This window comes from Collinsella sp. CLA-SR-H006, assembly GCF_040097075.1.
GTDB lineage: Bacteria > Actinomycetota > Coriobacteriia > Coriobacteriales > Coriobacteriaceae > Collinsella.
The window spans coordinates 117640-139618 of the sequence record NZ_JBBNPD010000001.1 but is presented as its reverse complement, the minus strand read 5'-3'; the positions used below and the strand labels follow the sequence as shown (position 1 = coordinate 139618).

Annotated in this window: 36 protein-coding genes; 32 read left to right on the top strand and 4 right to left on the bottom strand. The window is 66.6% G+C overall.

Going from position 1 to position 21979, the window contains the following annotated elements:
* Positions 1-567: 567 nt before the first annotated feature.
* The 3 genes from AAA069_RS00680 to AAA069_RS00670 are packed head-to-tail and all read right to left on the bottom strand — an operon-like array spanning position 568 to position 3454.
* The gene (locus AAA069_RS00680; RefSeq protein WP_349127292.1) at positions 568-2079 is read right to left on the bottom strand and encodes a recombinase family protein; all 1512 of its coding nucleotides are present in this window, start codon (positions 2077-2079) and stop codon (positions 568-570) included.
* A 2-nt stretch (positions 2080-2081) separates the two neighbouring features.
* Complete coding sequence (locus AAA069_RS00675) at positions 2082-2771, bottom strand: hypothetical protein (protein ID WP_349127291.1); 690 nt, start codon at positions 2769-2771, stop codon at positions 2082-2084.
* A gap of 2 nt (positions 2772-2773) precedes the next feature.
* Positions 2774-3454: an XRE family transcriptional regulator gene (locus AAA069_RS00670; RefSeq protein ID WP_349127290.1), complete on the bottom strand. Its 681-nt coding sequence runs from the start codon at positions 3452-3454 to the stop codon at positions 2774-2776.
* A 110-nt stretch (positions 3455-3564) separates the two neighbouring features.
* Here AAA069_RS00670 and AAA069_RS00665 point away from each other — a divergent pair, with 110 nt between their 5' ends.
* The 21 genes from AAA069_RS00665 to AAA069_RS00565 all read left to right on the top strand — a co-directional run bounded on the left by AAA069_RS00665 (position 3565) and on the right by AAA069_RS00565 (position 13457).
* Positions 3565-3771 (top strand): helix-turn-helix domain-containing protein, encoded by a 207-nt coding sequence (locus AAA069_RS00665; RefSeq protein WP_349127289.1) that lies wholly within the window; start codon positions 3565-3567, stop codon positions 3769-3771.
* Positions 3772-3793: 22 nt separating this feature from the next.
* Positions 3794-4132, top strand: a complete 339-nt coding sequence (locus AAA069_RS00660; protein WP_349127288.1) for a hypothetical protein — start codon at positions 3794-3796, stop codon at positions 4130-4132.
* Positions 4133-4181: 49 nt separating this feature from the next.
* The gene (locus AAA069_RS00655; protein ID WP_349127287.1) at positions 4182-4382 is read left to right on the top strand and encodes a hypothetical protein; all 201 of its coding nucleotides are present in this window, start codon (positions 4182-4184) and stop codon (positions 4380-4382) included.
* Positions 4383-4470: 88 nt separating this feature from the next.
* Complete coding sequence (locus tag AAA069_RS00650; protein ID WP_117637854.1) at positions 4471-4671, top strand: hypothetical protein; 201 nt, start codon at positions 4471-4473, stop codon at positions 4669-4671.
* On the top strand, positions 4659-5057 hold the full coding sequence (locus tag AAA069_RS00645; RefSeq protein ID WP_349127286.1) for a hypothetical protein: 399 nt from the start codon (positions 4659-4661) through the stop codon (positions 5055-5057). Before AAA069_RS00650 ends, AAA069_RS00645 begins: the two co-directional genes overlap by 13 nt.
* The gene (locus AAA069_RS00640) at positions 5054-5419 is read left to right on the top strand and encodes a RusA family crossover junction endodeoxyribonuclease (protein ID WP_158551309.1); all 366 of its coding nucleotides are present in this window, start codon (positions 5054-5056) and stop codon (positions 5417-5419) included. The genes AAA069_RS00645 and AAA069_RS00640 overlap by 4 nt, the downstream gene beginning before the upstream one ends.
* Positions 5416-5973: a hypothetical protein gene (locus AAA069_RS00635; protein ID WP_117765305.1), complete on the top strand. Its 558-nt coding sequence runs from the start codon at positions 5416-5418 to the stop codon at positions 5971-5973. Before AAA069_RS00640 ends, AAA069_RS00635 begins: the two co-directional genes overlap by 4 nt.
* 42 nt (positions 5974-6015) lie before the next feature.
* On the top strand, positions 6016-6312 hold the full coding sequence (locus AAA069_RS00630) for a hypothetical protein (protein ID WP_117765307.1): 297 nt from the start codon (positions 6016-6018) through the stop codon (positions 6310-6312).
* The gene (locus AAA069_RS00625) at positions 6300-7583 is read left to right on the top strand and encodes a ParB N-terminal domain-containing protein (RefSeq protein ID WP_349127285.1); all 1284 of its coding nucleotides are present in this window, start codon (positions 6300-6302) and stop codon (positions 7581-7583) included. Before AAA069_RS00630 ends, AAA069_RS00625 begins: the two co-directional genes overlap by 13 nt.
* The gene (locus tag AAA069_RS00620) at positions 7584-8594 is read left to right on the top strand and encodes a DUF1351 domain-containing protein (protein ID WP_349127284.1); all 1011 of its coding nucleotides are present in this window, start codon (positions 7584-7586) and stop codon (positions 8592-8594) included. It abuts the gene before it with no gap.
* A 1-nt stretch (position 8595) separates the two neighbouring features.
* Complete coding sequence (locus AAA069_RS00615) at positions 8596-9168, top strand: ERF family protein (protein ID WP_349127283.1); 573 nt, start codon at positions 8596-8598, stop codon at positions 9166-9168.
* Entirely contained in the window at positions 9169-9522 is a 354-nt protein-coding gene (locus AAA069_RS00610; protein WP_117637860.1) for a hypothetical protein, read from the top strand.
* Positions 9519-10073 carry a single-stranded DNA-binding protein gene (locus AAA069_RS00605; RefSeq protein ID WP_161160587.1) on the top strand — a complete coding sequence of 185 codons (555 nt, stop codon included), beginning with the start codon at positions 9519-9521 and terminating at the stop codon, positions 10071-10073. Before AAA069_RS00610 ends, AAA069_RS00605 begins: the two co-directional genes overlap by 4 nt.
* A 19-nt stretch (positions 10074-10092) precedes the next feature.
* Complete coding sequence (locus tag AAA069_RS00600; protein ID WP_349127282.1) at positions 10093-10794, top strand: conserved phage C-terminal domain-containing protein; 702 nt, start codon at positions 10093-10095, stop codon at positions 10792-10794.
* Complete coding sequence (locus tag AAA069_RS00595) at positions 10778-11506, top strand: ATP-binding protein (RefSeq protein WP_152067353.1); 729 nt, start codon at positions 10778-10780, stop codon at positions 11504-11506. Before AAA069_RS00600 ends, AAA069_RS00595 begins: the two co-directional genes overlap by 17 nt.
* Positions 11493-11888 carry a hypothetical protein gene (locus tag AAA069_RS00590; RefSeq protein WP_349127281.1) on the top strand — a complete coding sequence of 132 codons (396 nt, stop codon included), beginning with the start codon at positions 11493-11495 and terminating at the stop codon, positions 11886-11888. The genes AAA069_RS00595 and AAA069_RS00590 overlap by 14 nt, the downstream gene beginning before the upstream one ends.
* Positions 11889-12144: 256 nt before the next feature.
* Positions 12145-12354 (top strand): hypothetical protein, encoded by a 210-nt coding sequence (locus AAA069_RS00585; protein WP_346964631.1) that lies wholly within the window; start codon positions 12145-12147, stop codon positions 12352-12354.
* Entirely contained in the window at positions 12351-12542 is a 192-nt protein-coding gene (locus AAA069_RS00580) for a hypothetical protein (RefSeq protein ID WP_117637866.1), read from the top strand. Before AAA069_RS00585 ends, AAA069_RS00580 begins: the two co-directional genes overlap by 4 nt.
* A 2-nt stretch (positions 12543-12544) precedes the next feature.
* Positions 12545-13051, top strand: coding sequence for a hypothetical protein (locus AAA069_RS00575; protein ID WP_349127280.1), 507 nt, complete (start codon positions 12545-12547; stop codon positions 13049-13051).
* A 2-nt stretch (positions 13052-13053) separates the two neighbouring features.
* Positions 13054-13239, top strand: a complete 186-nt coding sequence (locus AAA069_RS00570) for a hypothetical protein (protein WP_117637868.1) — start codon at positions 13054-13056, stop codon at positions 13237-13239.
* Complete coding sequence (locus AAA069_RS00565) at positions 13236-13457, top strand: hypothetical protein (protein ID WP_349127279.1); 222 nt, start codon at positions 13236-13238, stop codon at positions 13455-13457. The genes AAA069_RS00570 and AAA069_RS00565 overlap by 4 nt, the downstream gene beginning before the upstream one ends.
* Positions 13458-13527: 70 nt before the next feature.
* Here AAA069_RS00565 and AAA069_RS00560 read toward each other — a convergent pair whose 3' ends face one another.
* Complete coding sequence (locus tag AAA069_RS00560) at positions 13528-13695, bottom strand: hypothetical protein (RefSeq protein ID WP_349127278.1); 168 nt, start codon at positions 13693-13695, stop codon at positions 13528-13530.
* 55 nt (positions 13696-13750) lie between these two features.
* Here AAA069_RS00560 and AAA069_RS00555 point away from each other — a divergent pair, with 55 nt between their 5' ends.
* From AAA069_RS00555 to AAA069_RS00505, 11 genes are all read left to right on the top strand, one after another.
* The gene (locus AAA069_RS00555) at positions 13751-14377 is read left to right on the top strand and encodes a DNA methyltransferase (RefSeq protein WP_349127277.1); all 627 of its coding nucleotides are present in this window, start codon (positions 13751-13753) and stop codon (positions 14375-14377) included.
* A gap of 24 nt (positions 14378-14401) precedes the next feature.
* Positions 14402-14833 carry a hypothetical protein gene (locus tag AAA069_RS00550; RefSeq protein WP_117765325.1) on the top strand — a complete coding sequence of 144 codons (432 nt, stop codon included), beginning with the start codon at positions 14402-14404 and terminating at the stop codon, positions 14831-14833.
* Positions 14817-16100, top strand: a complete 1284-nt coding sequence (locus tag AAA069_RS00545) for a PBSX family phage terminase large subunit (protein WP_349127276.1) — start codon at positions 14817-14819, stop codon at positions 16098-16100. The genes AAA069_RS00550 and AAA069_RS00545 overlap by 17 nt, the downstream gene beginning before the upstream one ends.
* Positions 16101-16324: 224 nt before the next feature.
* Entirely contained in the window at positions 16325-17614 is a 1290-nt protein-coding gene (locus tag AAA069_RS00540) for a hypothetical protein (RefSeq protein WP_349127275.1), read from the top strand.
* A gap of 50 nt (positions 17615-17664) precedes the next feature.
* Positions 17665-19290, top strand: a complete 1626-nt coding sequence (locus AAA069_RS00535) for a phage minor capsid protein (RefSeq protein ID WP_349127274.1) — start codon at positions 17665-17667, stop codon at positions 19288-19290.
* On the top strand, positions 19287-19487 hold the full coding sequence (locus AAA069_RS00530; RefSeq protein WP_349127273.1) for a hypothetical protein: 201 nt from the start codon (positions 19287-19289) through the stop codon (positions 19485-19487). The genes AAA069_RS00535 and AAA069_RS00530 overlap by 4 nt, the downstream gene beginning before the upstream one ends.
* A 202-nt stretch (positions 19488-19689) precedes the next feature.
* Complete coding sequence (locus AAA069_RS00525) at positions 19690-20247, top strand: phage scaffolding protein (RefSeq protein WP_349127272.1); 558 nt, start codon at positions 19690-19692, stop codon at positions 20245-20247.
* Positions 20248-20250: 3 nt separating this feature from the next.
* On the top strand, positions 20251-21132 hold the full coding sequence (locus tag AAA069_RS00520) for a hypothetical protein (RefSeq protein WP_349127271.1): 882 nt from the start codon (positions 20251-20253) through the stop codon (positions 21130-21132).
* Between the two features lie 14 nt (positions 21133-21146).
* A complete protein-coding gene (locus AAA069_RS00515; protein WP_349127270.1) occupies positions 21147-21302 on the top strand; it encodes a hypothetical protein in 156 nt (51 codons plus the stop codon).
* Entirely contained in the window at positions 21292-21651 is a 360-nt protein-coding gene (locus AAA069_RS00510) for a hypothetical protein (protein ID WP_349127269.1), read from the top strand. The genes AAA069_RS00515 and AAA069_RS00510 overlap by 11 nt, the downstream gene beginning before the upstream one ends.
* 32 nt (positions 21652-21683) lie before the next feature.
* A complete protein-coding gene (locus AAA069_RS00505; protein ID WP_147336073.1) occupies positions 21684-21977 on the top strand; it encodes a putative minor capsid protein in 294 nt (97 codons plus the stop codon).
* The last annotated feature ends 2 nt before the right edge of the window (positions 21978-21979 follow it).

Here is a 21979-nt window from a genome sequence, read left to right as displayed (position 1 = left end):
TGCGATTGCGTTTTGGCTTTCTTCTACCCAGTTTTGGGATGGAGGGCGCGCAGGTTTTGGAGTTGAGGAGGGCGGAGCGGTCGGCGGGAAAGCGTGTCCCGTTCTCAGAGCAAATTCCGGGTCGTATTTTCCGCTGAGCCTGTCATCAGGAAAATGAATCCCATTTCGAGCTTAGATTCCGGGATGCGCTTTCCGCTTGATGTGTCATCCGGAAACTACGTCCCAGTCTGAGCGCGGATTCCGGGATGGACTTTACGCCTGGGCCGCCATTGGGAAAGCACGTCCCACCCTGTGCTGCCGCGACGTTTTCTTAACGTCCGCGCCCTGCACAGAGTTCGATTCTCCGCGGTGCGGGGGGATCCGTTGATGCGGCGCATGGCCGGCTGAGATTCGATAAACATCGCATCCATATTGAGCTGATAGTTTGCGCGGAGAATCCGCGTATTTGCTTCGCAAATCCGCACCGGCTTCGGCCGCCTGCCGGCGTCCTCGCCCGCGGGCTAAAAACGCTTACGCGTTTTCTTTACGCCCGCGCCCTGCATAGAGTTCGATTCTCCGCGGTACGGACTAGAAATAAAAAGGCAGGTAGATATAAGTATCTACCTGCCTGTTACTTATGGTGGAGCTGGCGTTCATTCGGTCGAACACCTCGCCACCTGGACCTATAGCGCCAGGCAGCGACGGATTATCGCCCAAGCCGGCAGAATCGTCAAACGTGAACGCCACGCGCAGGCCGTCGTCATCGTCGGGGCCGCCCAGCACCACGCGCGCCACGAACGTGCGCAGAAGCTGCGCGTCGTCCACCTCGGCGGCGGCCATGCCCTCAAGCCAGAACAGCGCGCGGTCGTAGTCAAGGCGGGCGGCCTCAAGGGCCTCGGCCGTGCGCAGCTCGTCCTTGAGGAGCGCCTGCCGCTGCTTCAGCGCGTCTATGCGCTCCTTGCCGCCCGGCGGCGCGATGCCCGACTCGATGGCCGCCCATATGTTGGAGAACGCCGTCTCGATCTTGGCCAGCTCGCCCTTTATGGTCTCGCTCAAGGGCTTCTCGTCGGCGCGCTCCTCCTCGGCGTCGGCCAGCATGCGAGCGATGCGCTCGCGGCTGTCGGCGCTGCCCAGGGCCTCGCGCACGGCGTCGGCCACGCGCTTCTCCACGACATCGCGGCGCACGGTGCGCCCGCAGCTGCGGCAGCGGTAGTAGTGATAGAGCCTGCCCGACTTGCCCGTGCCGCTGGTGCCGGTCATCAGCCCGCCGTCGCGCCCGTCGTAGAGCTTGCCCGTGAGCGGGAAGTCCCACGCTTCGGTCTTGGCGCGGGGCCTGTGCGAGTCCTCAAGCATCCGTATCACCCTCTCCTCGTCATCCATGGGAACGATGGCGGGCATGCCGCCGGGCACGACCACGCCCGCGTAGCGGTACTCCCCGCCGTTCTCCCGCCGCATCAGTATGCGGCGCACCGTCTGGAAGCGCCACTTGCCGCCGCGCTTGGTGCGGTACGGCTCCCAGGCGCGCACCACGTCGGCCACCGACTTACCCGACAAGACCATGCGCACGCCCAGGCGGATGGCGGCGGCCTCCTCCTCGTTGACCACGTAGCGCCCGTCCACTATGTCCCAGCCGTAGCGCACGCAGCCGTTGGCCATGCACCGCTGGGCGTTCTTCTGGATGCCCTCGCGGATGCGCTCCGCGTCGACCGCGCTCTCGTACTCGGCGAGCAGTTCGAGCATGCCGAGCTGCAGCACGCCCGCCGAGCCGCCCGCTATGTCCTCGCCCGCGTACAGTATCTCGACGCGGCTGCGGCGCAGCATGATGCGCGCCATGGCCATCTCGTCGCGGTTGCGCATGATGCGGGTCACCTTCCAGATGACCACGAAATCGAACAGCCCGCGCCTTGCGTCGGCCATCATGCGCTGGAACTCCGCGCGGTCGGTGTTGGTGCCGGTCTGCGCGTAGTCGCAGTACTCCGCGACCACCGTCAGCTCGTTCTCGCGGCAGTAGTCGCGGGACTTCTCCACCTGTATCTCGATGGACTCGCTGCGCTGGTTGTGGCTGGAGAAGCGGGCGTATATCGCCACACGTCCGCCCATGGCTACCTGCCTAATGTGTAAAGAGTCGGCGGAGTATCGCCTGTCGGACTCGTTTCGCTGATTCGTGAGACGACAAGTTCTCCGTTGACGATCTTTGAGGTGACTATCCAATAGTGGCCGAACGAGGCACCACTCTCGAAGAGAGCGTACTCGCTTTCAATCCTTCCCGGGTCCCCGTTCGGCATCAAGCTAGCGGTCATCCTGATATGAGCTCTCGGCGCCCTGGGCTTGCGCATCATCCCGGAATCGTATTCAAACCGGAACGGAAACTTCGACACCCGACCGGTTTTTTCCGTAAACGGGATGCACCGAATAGCGCAAAGCGGAAAACGCAACAAGCATTTATAGGAATCAGATAAATCAGGCATAGGGACGGAAAACTCGGGAAAAGTAGCAAGGGAATGAGCATCAGCAAGCAAGCTGTTGGCCTGATGAACAAGAGCCTCAACTCTCGGAACGTCCTGCGGAGCAATGCTGAACATATCGCGCATACGCTCGGTTAAAGTCGTCCTGATCGCTGGTCTTCCTTGGAACTCATAGGGGAAGTCGGGAAACTGGTCAGCCCATTCCGGCTGAAACTCGTCAAATAGTTGGTCGTAGTTCGACTCCGGGAGTTCCAAACATTCGGGAACATAGGAAACCGGCTCGGCCGTCCTCCTCCCCTTTTGCTTCAGAAAATCAAACAGGCCCATGGCTACTCCATCTCGTTGGAGGCTTGGAACCACACCACCGTGCCGATCACGCGCACAGGGCCGTCGTCCATGCCGAAAATCATGTCCTCGTAGTCCTTGAAGCTGTCCGCCGACAGCATCAGCTTGGTGCTGCCCTTGTACCAGCGGCGCATGACCGCGCGGTAGTCCTCCGTCTCCACCACGGCGATGGACCCGTTGGCGGGCTGGCGGTCGGGGTCGACCAGCACGTGGCTGCCCTCGGGTATGACGCGGTTCATGCAGTCGCCCTCGACCTCCAGGGCGAAAGCGCGCGGGTGGCCGGCACACACGGAGGCGGGCACCTCCACGCGGTGCGCGACCTCCTCCTCGTCGGCGAGTGAGCCGGCGTGCACGCGGCCAAGCGTGAGAAGCGGCACGGTTGCGCTGCTGGCCACCACGGGGATGGCGCCGGAGGGCATATACGGGCTGCCCTTGGGCTTTTTGGTCACGGGGTCGATGAACGACATCCCGTTATCTTCAATAATGTTGCTTTTAGAAATGCGGAAGTAGTCCGCAATCTTTTGTATCGAACCCATACGAGGTTCGGAGAAACCGCCCTCCCATTGAGAGACGGCACCACGGGAAACGCCCGCAATCGAGGCAAGCTGCTCTTGCGTAACGCCGAACAGTTCCCGCAGTTGGATGATGTTCTCGCGGATACCCATAGCGACCTCCTGTTAACTTCTCTTGCATTTTATTGCAAAAATAACTTGACATGCAATGCTAGAAAAACTAACCTTTGAGACAGTTCGACAAGCGAAGGAGGTGATAAGGCTTGGCGAAGTTCAAAACTCTTCGCGAAGCGCGCGAAGATGCAGGCTTCACGCAGCAATACATGGCTGATGAACTGGGTGTTTCCCGTCCGACATACATAAAAATCGAGGAAAAGCCCGAGAATGCGAGCGTTTTACAGGCGCGCCGCATCTGTGAAATCCTGAGCCGTAGCTACGAGAGCATTTTTTTCGGCAGAAACGCTAGTTAAACTAACCATAAGGAGAAACAACATGACCAACGCAAGCCACCAGCCCGAGTTCGTCGCGAATATCGTCGGCAAAACGATCGATTGCATCGTCAACAACCGCAAGCGCGTGGCCGTCAACTTCGAGCTGGCAGAGAACGGCTGCATGGAGGAGACGCACGACAGCCTCAAGCGCCGCATCACGGCCATGTGGGGCTTCCAGACGAGCGGCATCGAGCTTCTGGAGGCGAGCACGACGTGGTTCGAACTCGGCGGCATGCAGTTCAACGTCTACGACTCCGTGCAGTTCAGCGTGAACGGCAAGGGCTGGAGCACCGACTTCAAGACCATCGCGCGCGACACCGCGTACGACGAGAAGGAGTAGGCCATGCTGAACGAGGTGACCGTACGGGGGGGGGTTCACCGCCCTCAACGTGAAGAGCGGCAAGTGCGTGCTGCAGTTTGAGCTGGACCCGAAGTTCCGCGACTCCATCCCCAAGCTGGTGGAGTTCACGGGGCAGGTGCTCAACATCCACGTGTACGACGACCAGGAGGTGATGTTCGTGAACGAGGACACCGGTGAGGTCGCCTACGAGGACGCCCCGCTGCTTCTGCCGGGCGTCGCGGGCGAATGACCCCGATACAGCGCGCCATGTGCGACGAGTGCGCCGCCATGATGCGCGAGTTCTACAAGGACCCAGAGAACGAGAGGAAGTTCCAGGAATGGAAAAGATCAAGGGAAAGAGGGTGCGCGTCGCAGCCGGCAAGCGAAAGACGCGCACCGCAACGGTTCACTTCCGAACCGAGACCAGTGTAACACCCGAGCAGCGCCGCGAGAGGCTGCAGGCCGTTTTCGCCGCCCTGTTCGTCTGCGCGTGCATCGCCGCCACATGGGCGCTGGAGGCAACAGTATGGCCGAGGTAGACGCCAAGGCCCAGGCCCTCGTGGCCAAGGCGTGCGGCTGGGTTGCCTCGAACCCCGATACATGGGCGAAGCTGCGCCGCATCTGCTACCGCCTGATGCTGGAGGGCCACGTCATCCAGCGCGACAACGTGTACACCCTGTCGTGCCAGAACGGCATGACCGTGAGCGAGGCCAGCGAGTTCAAGCGCGACCACAACCTGTGGAGCGTGCTGTCCCGCTACATGGTGTTGCAGCGCCCCTCCATGCTGGCCGCCGTGAGCTTCCGCCGCACGCCGGTGGACTCCGTGGACCTGGTGGGCGCGTGGGAGGCCATCGTGGGCCCAGCCGTTTTCGCCGCCTCCACGCTAACCGAGGCGCAGGGCATCTACGACAGGGGCGCGCAATGAGGTGCACCGTCACGGTCGAGGGCCGAATGCCGAGCCTGAACGACTACATCAGCGCCGAGCGCGCCAACCGCTACAAGGCGGCGGCCATGAAGAAGCGCGAGACGGCGCGCGTGAGGGCGGCGGCCATGCAGCAGCGCGCGCCGCGCTTCGAGCGCCGGGTGACCGTGCGCACCACGTTCTACGAGCCCGACATGCGCCGCGACGCCGACAACGTGGGCTTCGCGCGCAAGTTCGTGCTCGACGGCCTGGTGGCGGCGGGCGTAATCAAGGACGACTCCCGCAAGTACGTGGAGCAGTGCCCCGACAGGGTGCTCACCGACAGGGCGCGCCCCCGCGTGGTCGTGGAGGTGAGCGACGAGTGACCCGCCGAGACAAGGGCAGGCCACACAGGGCGTGGCGCAAGGCCGACCTCGACCGCATAGCCGAGCTGGCGGGAAAGGTGCCCGCCCGCGAGATTCGCCGCGAGCTGCGGCTGTCCAAGAACCAGTTGGATAACGCGCGGCGCGTGATCAACGCCAGCGGCGGCCACGTGTCCCTGCGCTGCTACCGCCACCGCCTGGAGCTGTGCCCGTCGTGCGGGTGCCGCAGGGCGACCCTCGGCAAGGACGGCATCTGCGAACCGTGCAGACGCCAGCAGCAGCTTGAGGCCATTGAGGCCCGCATAGCCGAGCTGCTGCCGAGGCTGACCGCAGAGGAGCGCCGCACCTACGAGCGCACCGAGTGCGGCCGAGAGAGCCGCGCCGACCCCATGCCGCAGGCCCCGGACACCTCGGGCATGAGCCGCTACGCCGCCGACAAGGCAGCAGAGGCGCACGACGAGGCCATGGAGCGGTGGCTGTGCCGTTACCTGTACCGCAGGGTCAAGGCGGCGCAGAAGCGCAAGGAGCGCATAGAGAAAAAAGTTCCGAAATCCTGAAAAGTTTTTATCACTTTTAGTTTTCCCAGTTAGGAGACCCAAATGCTCACGGAAATCATCAGCAAGACCGTCGCGGACAAGACGGTGGACAGCATCCTGAAGCGCATCGAGCGCGCCGTCCCCGTGCCCGAGCCGGGCGACGGCGGCTTCGACGCCGCCATGCGCCAGGCGTTCAACATGGGGGCCGCCTGCATGGCCGCGCAAATCAAGAACGGCCCCGTGCCCACCAAGCGCATCGCGCTCATGGGCGAGGTGGCCCGCGTGGCGTGCCGCGCCCGCCTGGTGGGCATGGAGTGCCGCGTGGTCGTAGACGAGGAGGCCCGCGCATGCAATCGCTAGAGGAGGTCGCGATCTGCGACGTGTACCCCTACGAGCGCGCCGACGGCGAGCCGATGAACCCGCGCGACTTCACCACCAGGGAGAGCGCCGAGCACATCGCGGGCCTGGCCGCGCAGTTCAAGGCCAACCGCCTCAACCCCGGCCAGCCCGTCATGAAGCCCATCCTGTACAAGGAGGGCGGCATCTACTGGATCATCGACGGCGAGTGCCGCGTGCGCGCCATGAGGTCCATCGGCACCGAGCATTTCCTCGCCGAGGTCTACGACGACCTGGACGACGCCGAGCTGGCGCGCGTGGAGGCCGCCAAGGCCATGGTGGAGACCGACGCCAAGCTGGGGCTGACCGCCGAGGAGAAGTCGCGCGGCGTGCAGACCATGCTGGCGCTCGACATTCCCGACGAGGAGGTGGCCGTGGCCGCCCGCACCGACGCGGGCACCGTGGCCAAGGCGCGCCGCGCCGCCCGCAGGGTGCAGGACGCCGCCTACGACATGACGCTCGACCGCCTGGCCGCCATCGCCGAGTTCGAGGGCGACGACGAGGCCGTGGCCGAGCTGCGCGACTGCAAGCAGTCCGAATGGCAGCGCGTGTACGCGGGCCTGAAGTCCAGGGCCGAGCAGAGGCGCAACCGCGCCGAGGTGGTGGCGGTGCTTGCCGACGCGGGCGTCGAGTTCGTCGACGAATGCCCCGAGGGCTTCGCCGCATGCCGCACGTTTTCCGACTACCGCCCCGACCTGGCGGCGCTGGACGCCTACGTGGCCGACAACGCGGGCGCGGGGCTTCTGGCCGAGGAGACGCCGTTCGGCGTGACCCTGCTGGCGCCGGTGGCCGAGGGGGCCGACGAGGCCGCACAGGCCGCAGCCCAGCGCAAGGCCGACTTCCAGGCCGCCTACGAGGACGGCGCGAAGGCCCGCCGCGAGTGGCTTGCCGCCCACGCGGGCGACCTCAAGTCGATGCGCCGCACGGCTCTGGCGCTGACCGCGCTCGCCATGGAGGCCGAGGCCGTGGAGACGTTCGAGGAGATGCTGGGGCGCCCCATCGACCGCACGCCCACCGAGCTGGCCATGGCCATGGGCTGGCGGGCAGCGTGGAACATGAGCGGCTGGACGGCCTGGAGCCTCATGGAAGGCGGCAGCTCCGTGTACTTCAACCGAGCGACGGTCGAGAACGTGACCATCATCTACGAGGCCATGAAGGCCGACGGCTACGAGCCGAACGCGGCCGAGACGGAAACCTACGAGGCGTGCATGGCGCGCCTGGGAAGCGAGGAGTAAATGAGCGAAGCAGTTGAGGCCGAGATCATCGAGCCCGAGGAGGCGTCAGAGCTGACCGTGGCGTACTCCCCCGCCGTGATCGAGGCCAACTTCGACGCCCTGGAGGCGCACGTGCGCAGGCTGGTGGCCGACTACGAGGGCGCGACCTACGACATGGGCAAGGACGAGAACGTGAAGGCCGCCAAGCGCGACCGCGCCTACCTCAACGGCATCGCCAAGGAGATAGACGAGCGCCGCAAGGCCGTGAGCCGCGAGTACACGAAGCCCCTGGCCGCGTTCGAGGACAGGTGCAAGGCCGTGGCGGGCATCGCGAAGCAGGCAGCCGACGGCATCAAGGCGCAGCTGGACGAGGCCGAGGAGGAGCGCCAGCTGCGCGCGTACGCCAAGCTGCGGGAGCACTACGAGGAGTTCGCCGGGCTGCTGGCCCCCGTCGTGCCCTATGAGCGTTTCCACGAGAAGCAGTGGACCAACAAGACCTTCGGCGAGGTGAAGGCATTCAAGGCCCTGGAGGCCAAGGTAGAGCGCCTGGCCCAGGACTGGGAAACCCTCAAGGCGCAGTTCCAGGGCGAGCCGTTCTACGACGAGGCCGAGCGCGAGCTGTTCGCCACCCTGGACCTGGGCGCGGCCATAACGGCGGCGCACAAGGCCGAGGAGGAGCGCCGGCGCATCGCCGAGCTGAAGGCGGCCATGGAGCCGGAACCCGTGGAAGAGCCCGAGCCCGAACCCGAAGCGGTGTCCGAGCCCGCGGAATGCCAGCCCGCAGAGTTCCCGCAGCCGCTTGAGCAGATGCCCGAGCCGCAGCCCGCGCCCATGCCCGCCCCGGTGCCGCCAGCGCCGCCCGCACCGGCACCCGTGGCCATGGCGGGCGACCCGTGGACGGTCGTGGTGCCGTGCGCCACGCGCGAGCAGATGCAGGGCGTCGCGGCGGCCCTCAAGGCGCAGGGCGTCGTGGGCACCATCATGCACGGCACGGTGGGCCAGGTTTACGAGCGAATGAACGGAGGCTACTAGCATGACCCAGGAACAGCAGTCCATCGACCTCATGGCGGCCGTTGCCCGCGTGCAGCGCGCCGTGGTGGTGCCCAAGGCAAAGTACAACGCTTTCGGCAAGTTCAGCTACCGCAGCTACGAGGACATAGTGGCCGCGCTGAAGGAGCCGTGCGCCAAGGAGGGCCTGGCGTTCTTCATGACCGACGAGCTGGTGCAGATAGGCGACCGCTACTACGTGAAGTCCACGGCGTGCGTGTTCCCCGCCGAGGGCGGCGATGGCCTGCTGCAGGTGAGCGCCTACGCCCGCGAGGACGAGCACAAGAAGGGCTCGGACGATGCCCAGGTGACCGGCATGGCGTCGAGCTACGCCCGCAAGTACGCGCTGTGCGGCGCGTTCGCCATCGACGGGCAGAGCGATCCCGACGCCATGGAGAAGCAGCCCGCGCCCGAGGAGAAGCAGCCGCCCGCAGACGGCCCCTTCACAGCCCACTGCCGCAGCTGCGGGGCGCGCTACCAGTTCGCCAGCATGCCGCAGTACATGGAGTTCGTGGCCAACAGCCCGTGCTGCCCGCGCCCCGACTGGCAGGTGGAGTAGATGCAGGCGCTCACCGAGGAGCTGGACGAGCTGACCGACAGGCTGGAGGCCGAGCTGAAGACCTGCAAGGAGTCGGGCTGCCAGTACGCCGAGAACGAGGCCGAGTACCGCAAGGCCCTGCGCATCGCCATCCTGAACGAGCGCCAGAAGGGCACGCCCGTCACCATCATCGGCGACGTGTGCCGGGGCCAGGAGCAGATAGCGGAGGCCAAGCGCCGCCGCGACTGCTCCGAGGCCATCTACAAGGCCTCGCAGGAGGCCATCAACGTAATCAAGCTGCGTATCCGCATGGTAGACGCGCAGATCACCCGCATCTGGAACAGCGGGGACGTAACCCAAGGAGGGTATCTATGAGCATCAACCGCGTGTGCATATCCGGCAACCTGACCCGCGACCCCGTGCTGCGCTCCACGTCTGGAGGCATGTCCGTGCTGTCCATGGGCGTGGCCGTCAACGACCGCCGCAAGAACCAGCAGACCGGGCAGTGGGAGGACTACCCGAACTTCGTGGACTGCACGCTGTTCGGCACCCGCGGCGAGAAGCTGGCGCAGTACCTCGCCAAAGGCAGCAAGGTGGCCATCGAGGGCAAGCTGCGCTACCGCAGCTGGAACGACCAGCAGACCGGCCAGAAGCGCAGCGCGCTGGAGGTCGTGGTGGACGAGCTGGAGTTCATGAGCGGCCAGCAACAGCAGCAGGGCTACGCGCCGCAGCAGTACGCGCCCCAGGCGGCCCCGCAAGCGCCGCAGGCCCGCACGTACGGCCAGGGACGCCCCGCCCCGGCACCTGCGCCGCAGCAGCCCGCCTACGCGCCGCAGCCGGCCACTCAGCAGGCGTACGCGCCACAGCAGCCCGCGCCACAGCAGCAGGCCATGCCCGATCTGTACGACGAGGATATCCCGTTTTAGGGAAGGCGACGGCGACACTATGGGCATGGTTATACACGACGACTTCTGGGCGGCCGCGCAGGCCATGCCCGAGAAGCAGCGCGCGCCGTTCATCTACGCCATCGTCGAGTACCGGTTCACGGGCAAGGAGCCGCAGGGCAGCCCCGCGTGGCTGCCTACCTTCCTGGTGCTCAAGGGCAGGCTCGACATGGGCGACGAGAAGAGCGAGCGCGCAAGGAAGGCGGCCAACGCCCGCTGGGGCAACAGGCCGGGGAAGGAAGACGCGGTGGACGATGCGGCGGCACGGGCGCAAGCCGATGCGCAAGCACATGCGGGAGCATATGCGGATGCAGATGCAGCCGCACATGCGCAAGCAGATGCGGATGCACATGCAGGCGCATCGAGTTGCGGCAATGCAGAGGTTGAGGTTGAGGTTGAGTATATAGATAACCCCTTAATCCCCTTTGACGAAATCGTGCATGCGCTCAACGAGGCAGCCGGCACCCGCTACCGCTCAAGCAGCGCCAAGACCCGCAGGCTGATACACGCCCGCTGGGCCGAGGGCTACCGCCTCCCCGACTTCCTGGCCGTCATCGACACGATGGCAGCCGAGTGGGCGGGCGACCCGAAGATGGCCAAGTACCTGCGGCCCTCCACGCTGTTCTCGCCGAAGTTCGAGGACTACGTGAACCGCGGCCCGAGGACCCGGAAGGAGGCCGACGGCTATGCCGAGTACGACTGAGTGCCCCCACTGCGGGGCGCAGCTGGAGGTCCGCTACGTGGTGCTGGCTGGCCGCCGCACCTTCTGCGGCTGGAAGCCGTGCGGCTGCCCGGGTGCCGTGGCGGAGCGCGACGAGCGTTCGCGCCTTGAGGCCAGGGCCAAGGCCGAGGAGGCCGCAGCCAAACGCCGCCGGGCCTACGAGCGGGCCGGAATCAAGCCCCGCTTCATGACAGCCGCCTCCCCCATGGCCGAGGGCATTGCCGCGAAGGTTGAGCAAGGGCGCGGGGCGTACATCTGCGGCCCCGTGGGAACCGGCAAGACCCACCTGGCGAGCGCCGTGGCGCGGCTCCTGGTGGACGGCGGCACCAGCGTGAGGGTGACCGACATGCTGGGCGTGCTGGCCGCCATCAAGGGCACCTACGGCGGCGACGGCACCGAGGACGGCGTGCTGTCCAGGCTCTCCCGCGTGGGGTGCCTGGTGCTGGACGACCTGGGCAAGGAGTCCCCCACCGACTGGACGCTGGGGCAGGTGTTCCGCGTCGTGAACGACAGGTACGAGAACATGAGGCCCGTGGTCGTGACCACGCAGTACGGCAAGAGCGACCTCATACGCCGCCTGGCCAAGAACGGCGACGAGGAGACGGCGGTGGCCATCGTGAGCCGCCTGTCGGAGATGTGCGACAAGTACGAGCTGCAAGGCAAGGACAGGAGGCTATCGAATGGCAAACGTTGACACGCTGCCCGAGATCCTGCGCCCCCTCATGGAGGGGCCGAGCATCGAGACGCCCAGGTGCGCCGTGTGCGGCGCGCCGTGGCTGCTCAACCGCCACCACATCGTGAGGCGCGGGGCGGGCAAGCTGTTCCGCGACGGGCGCGAGGTTCCCAAGCCCACGGTGATGCTGTGCGGCAGCGGCAACGGCAGCGGCTGCCACGGGCTGGCGCACGCCAACCGGCTGCACTTCCGCTGGGTCAGGGCCGAGCAGAGGTTCAACCGCCCCGCCCCGCCGGGCTCGGGGCACTGGGAGTACCTGCTGCTGCCGGAACCGACCAAGTACGCGGACGCCCTGGCCATGGACGGCTGGGGGCGGCTGCCGAGGGGCAGGCGGTGCATGTGAGCGGGTACGAGCCTTCAAGCGGGTGGAACCTCCCGCCCGGGTGCTTCGAGTCCGACCCCAGGGCACCGTGGAACCGGCCCGACCCGTGGGAGGGCCGCACGTGCCGGGAGTGCCGCTTCTGCGGCCGCGTGCAGGGCGCTGGCGGCGAGGCCGTGTGCGCCCGCGACGCCATGACGGGCGGCGGCCCCGACGTGGAGGCGGTAGACGAGACAAGCGAGGCATGCGAGTGCTTCGAGTTCGAATAGGAGACGAAACGATGAAGAAGATCTACGCGGTGGCCACGGAGAGCGACGTGGTGCTGGCGTTCGAGAGCAGATCGGACGCAGACGAGTACGCAGGCGAGCACGACGGCATGGCGGTGCTGCCGGTGCCGTGCGTGGGGGCCTACGAGTACCCCAGCGAGAAGTCGGCCACCGACTGGGACCGAATCGCCGACGCTCTGCCGAAGGGAGGCGAGCAGGCATGAGGCTGTACATGTGCGCATGCGAACGCTGCGGCAAGGAGGTGCCGGCGACCCTGGCGGGCTACGCCAAGATGGTGCTGAGGAACAGCGCGCGAATCGACGGCAAGGCAAGGGCCTTGTGCCCGGAGTGCGCCGAGAGCCTGCGGGCGTGGTTCCTCGCAGGCGCGGTGAAGCCGGAAGGAAGGGAGTAGCCATGGGAATCATCTGCGATACCTGCGGGCGCGATATCGACGCCCTGTGGCAGGACAACATGGGCGTGGACGCGCCGCTGTGCGAGGACTGCTGGAGCGAGCAGCAAAGCCATACGGCAGCAGTGCCGCGTCGCGAGGCTCGCAACCTGAGGTTCGAGAACGCCCGACTGCGCGAAAAGCTGGACGCCGGAACCGAAGAGACGGCCGTGCAGAACCTGCGCAAGGGCATCGAGACGGCCTACGAGGCGAGCCGCGAGCGCGCCCTGGCGCTCACGAAGCTGGACGAGTGCGAGCTGTGGCTGGGGCGCTGCGAGCCGAAGGAGACGGCGGCGCCGACGCTCAAGGGCGCGGCTCAGGAGGTCGCCATGCCGTGCCTGAAGGACGACGAGGCGCGCGGCTTCGCGATGCCCGACGTGAACGTGGAGGTGAAGGCCGAGGTAACGGCCGAGGAGCTGGCCAAGAGCCTGCGCGAGACCATGAAGCCGGCCATGCGGATGGCGGTGGAGTAGCCATGGAGCAGCAAACCGAGAAGCCGAAGCGCCGACCCAGTATCGAGGTGCGCTGCCCGAAGTGCGGCATGCGCGAGATCTGGCACCACCTGCCCAAGGGCGGCGACCGCTGCCGCTGGTGCGGTCACCTGTTCGAGGACTTCACCTACCGCAAGGTCGGGCCGAGCGCGAAGGAGGGGGCGCGATGACGAACTGGGGGCACCTTTTCGGCACGCCCGAGCGGGCCATCCACACGGAGACGGAGTTCCACTCGTGGCCCTTCTTCATCGCCGTGTATGAGACGAGCCGCATGAGTAGCTGCACTACCAGCAAGCGGCTGCTGGCCAGCTTCTGCGAGGAGGCCGACTACCTGGAATGGCTCAAGGCCGAGTACGACGACGGCACCGTCGAGTGGGAGGAGCGATGAACCGCCCGGGATGCAACTGGGGGTGCCTGCTGTTCATAGCGGCGGCAATCACCATAGACGCGGCGGCCATCTACGCCATAAGGGCGCTGGCGCTCGGGCTCATGGCCATGGCCGTGGCGGCGTGCGGATAGGGGCAACCGAATACGGAAACAGGCAGAGGGCCGTCCTTCGGGGCGGCCTTTTTCGTGCCCGGCGACACGCTTGCGACCATATGGGCCGAGAGATAGGAGACACTCAATGGATTCCGTGAAGACCCCCCCCCGAGGCTCATTGCAGGCGACTTCGAGCACGCCATGCCCCGCATCCCCTCGCGCAGCATCGGGATGGTGCTGACAGACCCGCCGTACGGCATCGCCTATAAGACCGGCATGCGCAAGGACAGGCATCACCGCTTCTGCCGCGAGATAGAGGGCGACCGCGATCTATCCGCATTGGAACGGGCTGCGCCTGAGATGATGCGCGTGCTCATGCCAGACAGCGCCGCATGCGTGTTCATGGCTCAGGAAACGCTGGCCCAGGCCGAGAGGATTATGCGCAGCGCCGGTTTCGAGGTGGTGAACCGCATAGTGTGGGACAAGGGCGCGCACACGATGGGCGACCTCGCCCACGCCTTCGGGAAGCGATACGAGGTGCTGCTGTACTGCGCGAAAGGCAGGCCGCGCATACGCGGGCGCAGATGGCCCGACGTATGGCGATTCCCGCGCGTGCCGCAGAATCGCCTGCAGCACCAGAACGAGAAGCCCGTGGAGCTGCTGGAGCGGGCCGTGGAGAGCCTGAGCGACCCCGGAGACATGGTGCTTGACCCGTTCATGGGTAGCGGCAGCACCGGCGAGGCATGCGCGAGATGCGGCCGCGCGTTCATGGGATGCGAGATTGACCCGTATTACTACGGCGTCGCGGAGGCCCGCCTAATGGGGTGACGCGGCGCAGGAAGGAGGCCGCAGGTGCCCAAGAAGGACAAGCCGCTCACGGCGAAGCAGGAGGCGTTCGCCCGCGAGATGGCCAAGCCCCGCGCCAAGCAGCAGGACGCGTACCGCGCGGCCTACGACTGCAAGCGCATGAACTACAACTCGATAAGCTGCGCCGCGTCCAAGCTGATGCGCGACCCCCGAATCGCGCACAGAATCCAGGAAATCCGCGACGCGGCCGCCAAGGACTGCCGCTGGGAGCTGCAGGACGCGGCCGCCCCGCTGTTCGAGGTGCTCGACGGCGCGCTGCCCATCTTCCGCCGCCAGGCGGCCGAGGGCAGCATCAACGGCGACGCGCGCCTGGCCATAACCGAGAGCGTGAAGCTGCTCAACGACATGTTCGGCGTGGACGGCGCGAAGGCCGCCATGGCGGAGGCGGGGGTGACCATCGTTGACGACCTCGGTTAAGCTCTCGGACGTCGTGGCCTCCGTGTTCGCCGGCGTGTGGCGCTCCATCAAGGCGCACGAGTTCACGCACTACTGGTTCAAGGGCGGGCGCAACTCCACCAAGTCGTCGTTCATATCCATCGCCATCGTGCTGCTGATCATGCTCAACCCGGAGGCCAACGCCGTCGTGCTGCGCAAGGTCGGCAACACGCTGCGCACGTCCGTGTACGAGCAGATAGGCTGGGCGTGCGACGTGCTGGGCGTGGCGCACCTGTTCGACTTCGGCCTGTCCCCCATGGAGGTGACGTACCTCCCCACCGGGCAGGTCATACGCTTTGTGGGATGCGACAAGCCGAAGAAGCTGAAGTCCGCGAAGTTCCGCACCGGCTACTGCGCCGTGGTGTGGTTCGAGGAGGTAGACGAGTTCGACGGCATGGACGAGGTGCGCAGCGTGCTGGCCACGTTCCTGCGCGGCGGCGACATGTTCTGGGTGTTCTACAGCTACAACCCTCCCCGCTCGGCTCGCAACTGGGTGAACAAGGAGGCGCGCGACCTGGAGGCCCACCCGGGCGAGGACGGGCGCTTCATATGCCACACCACGTACCTGGACGTCATAGACGAGCACCCCGAGTGGATAAGCGCCGCGGCGCTGGCGGAGGCCGAGCGCAGCCGCCGCAAGACGCCCGAGTCCTACCGCTGGCAATGGCTCGGCGAGGTCATAGGCACGGGCTCCGAGGTGTTCCCCGACGAGCTGCTGGACATACGCCCCATCACCGCGGAGGAGCGCGCGTCCATCGCCCTGCGCTCGTTCGGCGTGGACGCGGGCAGCGTGCACCCCTGGGTGTTCATGGAGGCGGGATACGACGAGAACGAGCGCGTGCTGTACCTGCTGGACGAGGAGAGCCGCCAGGGAACCGAGGCCATCGACGTCAAGACCGCCGAGCTGGTGGCGGCCAAGCTGCAGGCGGCCGAGGACCCCGCCGCCGACGTGTGGTGCGACAGCGCGGCGCGCGGCATGATCCTCTACTACCAGGAGCAGGGCATCGGCGCGCAGAAGTCGCTCAAGCAGGGCCTGAACGCGCCCAAGAGCCGCATCAGGTGGATGCAGAACCTTACGCGCATAGTCATCGACCCCGACCGCTGCCCGCTCGCCGCCAAGGAGTTCCCCGAGTACGAGTACGTGTCGAACGGGCAGGGCGACATAACCGAGACACTGCCGAAGGTGAACGACGACGCGATAGACGCGGCGGGCTACGCCGCAGGACTGTGGATAAGGAGCAACCTCTGATGGAGAAGCGAGGCAACACGGGCTACGCCGAGGCGTGGCTGCGCCGCATGGGATACCAGCCGGACACCCGCATGCAGGGCATGGTGGGCGTCTGGTTCGGGTGGTTCGCGGCGAACAACGGCTGGTACCACTACAGCGAGCGGCGCGGCTTCCGCGTGTACAAGCGCGAGCGCGCGAGCCTGCACCCGGCGGCGCTCGTGGCCGACGAGTGGGCCAGTCTGCTCATGAACGAGAGCACGATCATCTCCAGCACGAGCGACGAGCGCCGCGAGTGGATGGCGCGATACTTCGCCAACCCCACGGCGACCGGCGGGGACGGCCAGGAGGCGACGGAGGGCAACGCGCCGGCGCAGCAGCCCACGGAGGACAGCGACGCGCCCACATCGTTCGCCATGGACAACGCCGACTTCATAGCCCGCGCGTTCGCCATGGGCACGGGCGCGTGGGTCATCGAGCCGCGAGGCGTGACCGACAGCGCCTACACGCCCGACGCCGAGCTGCGCATCGTGCGCTACGACGCCACGCAGATAACCCCGCTCACGTGGAGCGCCGACGACTGCACGCAGTGCGCGTTCGTGGGCCGCGTGGAGGTCGCCGGGCGCGACTACGACCAGTGCCAGGCCCACGTGCTCAAGGGCGGCACCTACCACATCCTCACGCAGCTGTTCGACACCAAGACGCACAAGCAGGTGGCGGTCGAGGGCATCAGCGCCGACATGGACACGCACTGCACCCGCCCGCTGTTCAGCCTGGTGCGCCCCGCCGTGTCGAACCGCTACTACGACTACTGCGCGATGGGCGCGAGCGTGTACTGCAACGCCGTGGGGGCCATGAAGGTGGTGGACGAGGCCGCCACCTCCCTGCTCGACCACATTCGCGTGGGCCGCCCGCGCACGTTCGTGGACAAGACCCTCATAGAGTCCAAGACCGACAAGGGGCCGGACGGCAGTCTCACGAAGACCTACTACGCCTTCGGCGAGGCCGACGACACCATCTTCAGCATGAACCCCGGCGACGAGGGGTCGGCCAAGATTCAGACCGTTCAGAGCGACCTCAAGGCCGACGAGAACGCCAGCGCCATCAACACGGGCCTGCGCCTGCTGTCGGTGGCGTGCGGCTTCGGCAACGGCTACTTCTCCTGGGAGTCGCACACGGGCCTGAAGACCGCCAAGGAGGTGGCGGCCGACAACTCGCAGCTGATGCGATCCATCCACCGGCACGAGAACGCCCTGCGCAAGTCCATCGTGCGCCTCGTGAACGGCATGGCCGACGCGTGCCGCAGCATCAAGGGCGAGGCCGTGCCCTACGGCGACGTCACCGTGGACTTCGACGACTCCATCATCAGCGACACGCAGAGCGCGCGCGAGATGGCCATGAGCGAGGTCGGCGCGGGCATCATGGCCCCGTGGGAGTACCGCCGCCGCTTCTACGGCGAGACCAGCAACGAGGCCAAGGCCAACGTGCCCGAGCAGCAGGGCGGCGCGTTCGACATGCTGGGCGACGGGCTCGCCTGATGCTGGGGCCGGACTACATAGAGCACTTCACCGACGCAGCGCAGGGGGCCATGGACGAATACACCCTGCGCCTGGTGTGCATCTACGCCGCGCTCATAGGCTCCATCGACTTCGAGGGCGACAGCGCCTACTCGCAGGCCGCCCGCAAGGCGGCGCTTGCCGCCAAGGACGTGCAGAAGGCCATGAACGAGGAGGGCCGCAGAGCCGCGCGCGAGGCTGCCAAGGCTGCGGCCGAGGCCGTGGCCAAGAGCGCCGAGGCCGACCTGGCCACGCTGGGCACGGCCATGGGCGCGCTGTCCAAGACGATGCAGTGGAGGCTGCACAACTCCGCGCGGGCCACGGCGGCGGGAGTGCAGGACGTCGTGAGCCGCGACAACCTGAAGATGCCCGCCAACGTGCAGCGCGCCTACCTCGAAGTCGTGGCGCAGGCCGTGGCTCGGGTGAACTCGGGCATGGCGGGCTACGAGCAGGCCACCCGCGAGGCCGTGCTGAAGCTGGCGCGGCGCGGCGTGTCCGTCGTGGACTACAAGAGCGGGGCGTGGGCGCAGGCCGACGTGGCCATGCGCCGCCACATCCGCACGCAGGCGGTGCAGGCCGGCAGCCGCAACACGCTGGAGCTGCTTGAGGAGACCGGGCACGACCTCGTGCAGACCTCCTCGCACGGCGGGGCGCGCGAGAGCCACGCCAAGTGGCAGGGCCGCGTGTTCAGCCTGTCGGGCAAGTCCAAGAAGTACCCGCCGTTCTACCGCGAGACGGGCTACGGCTCTGTCGATGGCCTGTGCGGCGCGAACTGCAAGCATGACTTCGGCATCTACGTGGAAGGCCAGCCGCTGCGCTACGAGCGCGACCCCGACGGAGGCGACGAGAAGCGCGAGAAGCGATACCAGGCCAGCCAACAGCAGCGCGCCATCGAGCGCGAGGTGCGCACCACGAGGCGCGAGGCCGCCGCGCTCGAAGCGGCTGGCATCGACAACACCAAGGAGCGCATGAAGCTGAGCAGACTCCAGCAGAAGCGCCGCGACCTCGTGACGAAGTACCCGCACCTGAACGCAGAGCACGGGCGCGAGAACCCCTACGAGACGGGCAGCAAGGTGTACGCCCTCACCCGCCAGAAGGTGAGCCGCACGGCCTACATGGCGCACCCGAACACCAAGGCGCTCATAGCCGAGGCAGGCGTGAGCCAGAAGCGCGTGGGCGAACTGGTCAAGGCCAGCGGCGATGGCTTCGAGCTGAAAACCGCAGCAGAGCGCCGCGCGGCGCTGGACAACGCCATCAAGCGCGCCAAGGCCGAGAAGGAACGCGACCGGCGCGTGGCGAACGCCGCAGCCATGGAGGTGCACGCAGACAAGCAGGCCAAGCACATCGCGGGCAGCCGCCAGCACGAGCAGTACGTTGCGAACCTGAAGCGCAAGGGCGGCGCGTACAAGGAGCCGAGCGGCATCACGGTGCCGCTTGAGGAGGTGCGCGACCTCATAGCGAAGCATGCGGGCACGGGCACGGCGCAGACCACCAGAAGCGGCAAATGGAGCGGGCGCGAAACATGCGACGCCGGGCGTGTGATCGGCTACGTGATAGGCGATAATGGGGAGCACATACCGACGACGCGCTTCACCATCCACTACGCCGACGGCGACGTGCACATAGTCCCGACCAAACCAGAGGAGGCACAGCAATGAACCTGAGCGAAACGCTGAAATACTACGGCAAGCAGGTGCGGGTGACGTGCACCGACGGCGAGGAGTACCGGGGCAGGTACGACTGGTACCAAAGCGACGCCGAATCGCTAGACGAGCCCAATGCCATCGGCATAGAGGGCGCGGGCATCATCACCGAGATACCCATCGACGAGGTGGCGAGCATCGCCGCCCTGTAGCGAAGCAACGGCAACCGAACAGCGACACGGCATCAAGGCCGCCCACCACGGGCGGCCTTTTCTTTTGCCTGGCGACACCTCGGGGAAGATGCAGGCACGCGATGGGGCGGCGACAACATGCCCCGCACGCGACCACGGCGACAACGGTGGGCCATCCAAGCGCGCAGGGAAGCGCGACAACCAAACACGGAAGGAGCAAGCGATGGCTGAAGACGACAAGCCCCAGGGAAACGAGGGCGGCGAAGGCCAGCAGACCGAGCCCCAGAAGGAGGTCGTGTCCTACGCGAAGTACAAGCGCGAAACCGACGAGTACCAGGAGCAGGTGAAGGCCCTCAAGGCCGAGCTGGAGCAGCGCGACAAGCAGATCGAGGAGTTCACCTCCAAGGCGGGCAACGCCGAGGAGCTGCAGGCCGCGCTCGACAAGGCCAAGGCCGACAACGAGGCGTACAAGGCCGACGCCGAGAAGCGCGAGGCCGACATGCGCCGCGACTTCGCCATCGACACCAAGCTGGCGCAGATGGGGGTGCGCAACGCCAAGGCGGCGCGCGCGATCATCCCGAACATCGCCGACGCGAAGCTGGACGAGCAGGGCAACCTAACGGGCATCGACTTCGAGGCCCTGAAGAAGGACAACGCCTACATGTTCACCGACCAGCCCCGCGAGAGCGCGGGCGGCGACCCCAAGGGCGGCGCAGGCTCCGACGGCCTGGCCGACTTCCGCGCAGCTTTCGGACTCACCGACGAATCTTCAAAGGAGTAAATCATGCCAAACAACATCGAACTGCCCAAGGGCTACGAGAACGTGCTCATGGAGGCGTACCGCAAGGAATCCCTGACCGCAGTGCTTGAGAGCGCCGCGCCGCAGGGCAACATCGCGCAGATGGAGCAGCTGGGCGAGTTCTACTACCCCGTCTACTCCATGGGCGGCCTGGGCGACGTGCAGGCCAACGGGCGACTGCCGCAGAACAGCGGCGCGTCCCTGACTTGGAAGCCCATCAGCGCCAACTACGACCGCGGCACCATCCTGGAAATCGACCAGAAAGTGGACGCCCAGTCCTTCAACCTGGCGTTCGGCAACGCCGCCGCGCACTTCAACCGCACCAAGGTGGTGCCCGAGGGAGACGCGTTCGTGTTCTCCACGCTGTGCGCAGGCACCGGCATCACCAAGGAGCAGAAGACCTACGCCGACGGCGCGGACATGCTCAAGGGCCTGAACGCCGCCATGTGCGACATGGACGAGAAAGAGGTGCCGGAAGAGGGCCGCGTGCTGTTCATCACCCCCACCCTGCTGGGTATGGTGAAGGACCTGGACACCACCAAGTCCCGCGAGGCGCTGGACGGCTTCTCCTCCATCGTGAAGGTGCCGCAGTCCCGCTTCTACAGCGCCATCGACCTCTTGGACGGCACCACCAAGGACGAGGAGATCGGCCACTACAAGAAGGGCACCGGCGCGGTGGACATGAACTTCCTCATCGTCCACAAGGACGCCGTGGTGCTGCGCTGGAACTTCGCGCACGGCAAGGTCATCGACGCCGAAGACAACCAGCAGGGCTTCGGCCACCTGTTCAAGTACCGCAAGTACGGCGTGTGCGGCGTGCGCGAGAACCTGGCGCACTACATCACCGCAGGCATGAAGGCCGCGTAGGAAGGAGGCGCGACATGCGCACCGTTGGACTGACCTTCGAGAAGAAGGCCCCGAAGAAGGCCAAGCCCGCCAAGGGCAAGGCGGAAAAGCCCGAGGCGAAAGCCGCAGACGAGCAGCCCGCCAAGGGCAAGGCGGAAAAGCCCGAGGCGGCCGAGGACGATGGAAACTAGAGCCCCGACCCACGAGGACTACCTGGCAGCCGGGCGCGGGGAGCTGTCCGCCGAGGAGTTCAAGGCGGCGCTCCCCCACGCCACGGCAGCCGTGCGCGACCTGATCTTCCCCAACGAGCCGGACGGCTCCGAGGAGTGGGCGCGCGCGGTCATGGCGGCCTGCGAGGTCGACACCGCGTACGGATGCTCGGGCGGCATCATGGAGGGCGGCGGCTTCACCGTCGGCTCGTTCTCGTGGAACCCCGGTACCGAAGGGGCCAGCACCTACCGCAGCGACATGGAGGCCGCCGTCCGCCGCGAGCTGCTTGGAACGCCGCTGCTCTACGCGGGCATCGGGGGTACCAGATGATGCGGGTGCCGCGCTCGGCGCGGCCCTCCACCATGTCCGTCAAGGTGCCCAGGGAGGGCGGCTACGGCGGCGAGTTCGAGCAGCCCGTCGAGGTGCGCCGCGTGCGCTTCGAGCCCGTCTCGGCGTGGCTCGTGCGCGAGTACGCCCTGGGCGACGGCGCGCAGGGCCTCGTGATAGCGGACGGCGCGGACAGCCCCGGCATGTTCGACGTGCCAGTGGGCAGCCGCGTGAGCATCGACGGGGGCGAGTGGATGAACGTGGCGAGGTGCACGCCCCGCCGCGCGTTCGGCACCCGTCCCCACCACTGGGAACTGGAGGTGAGGTAGCC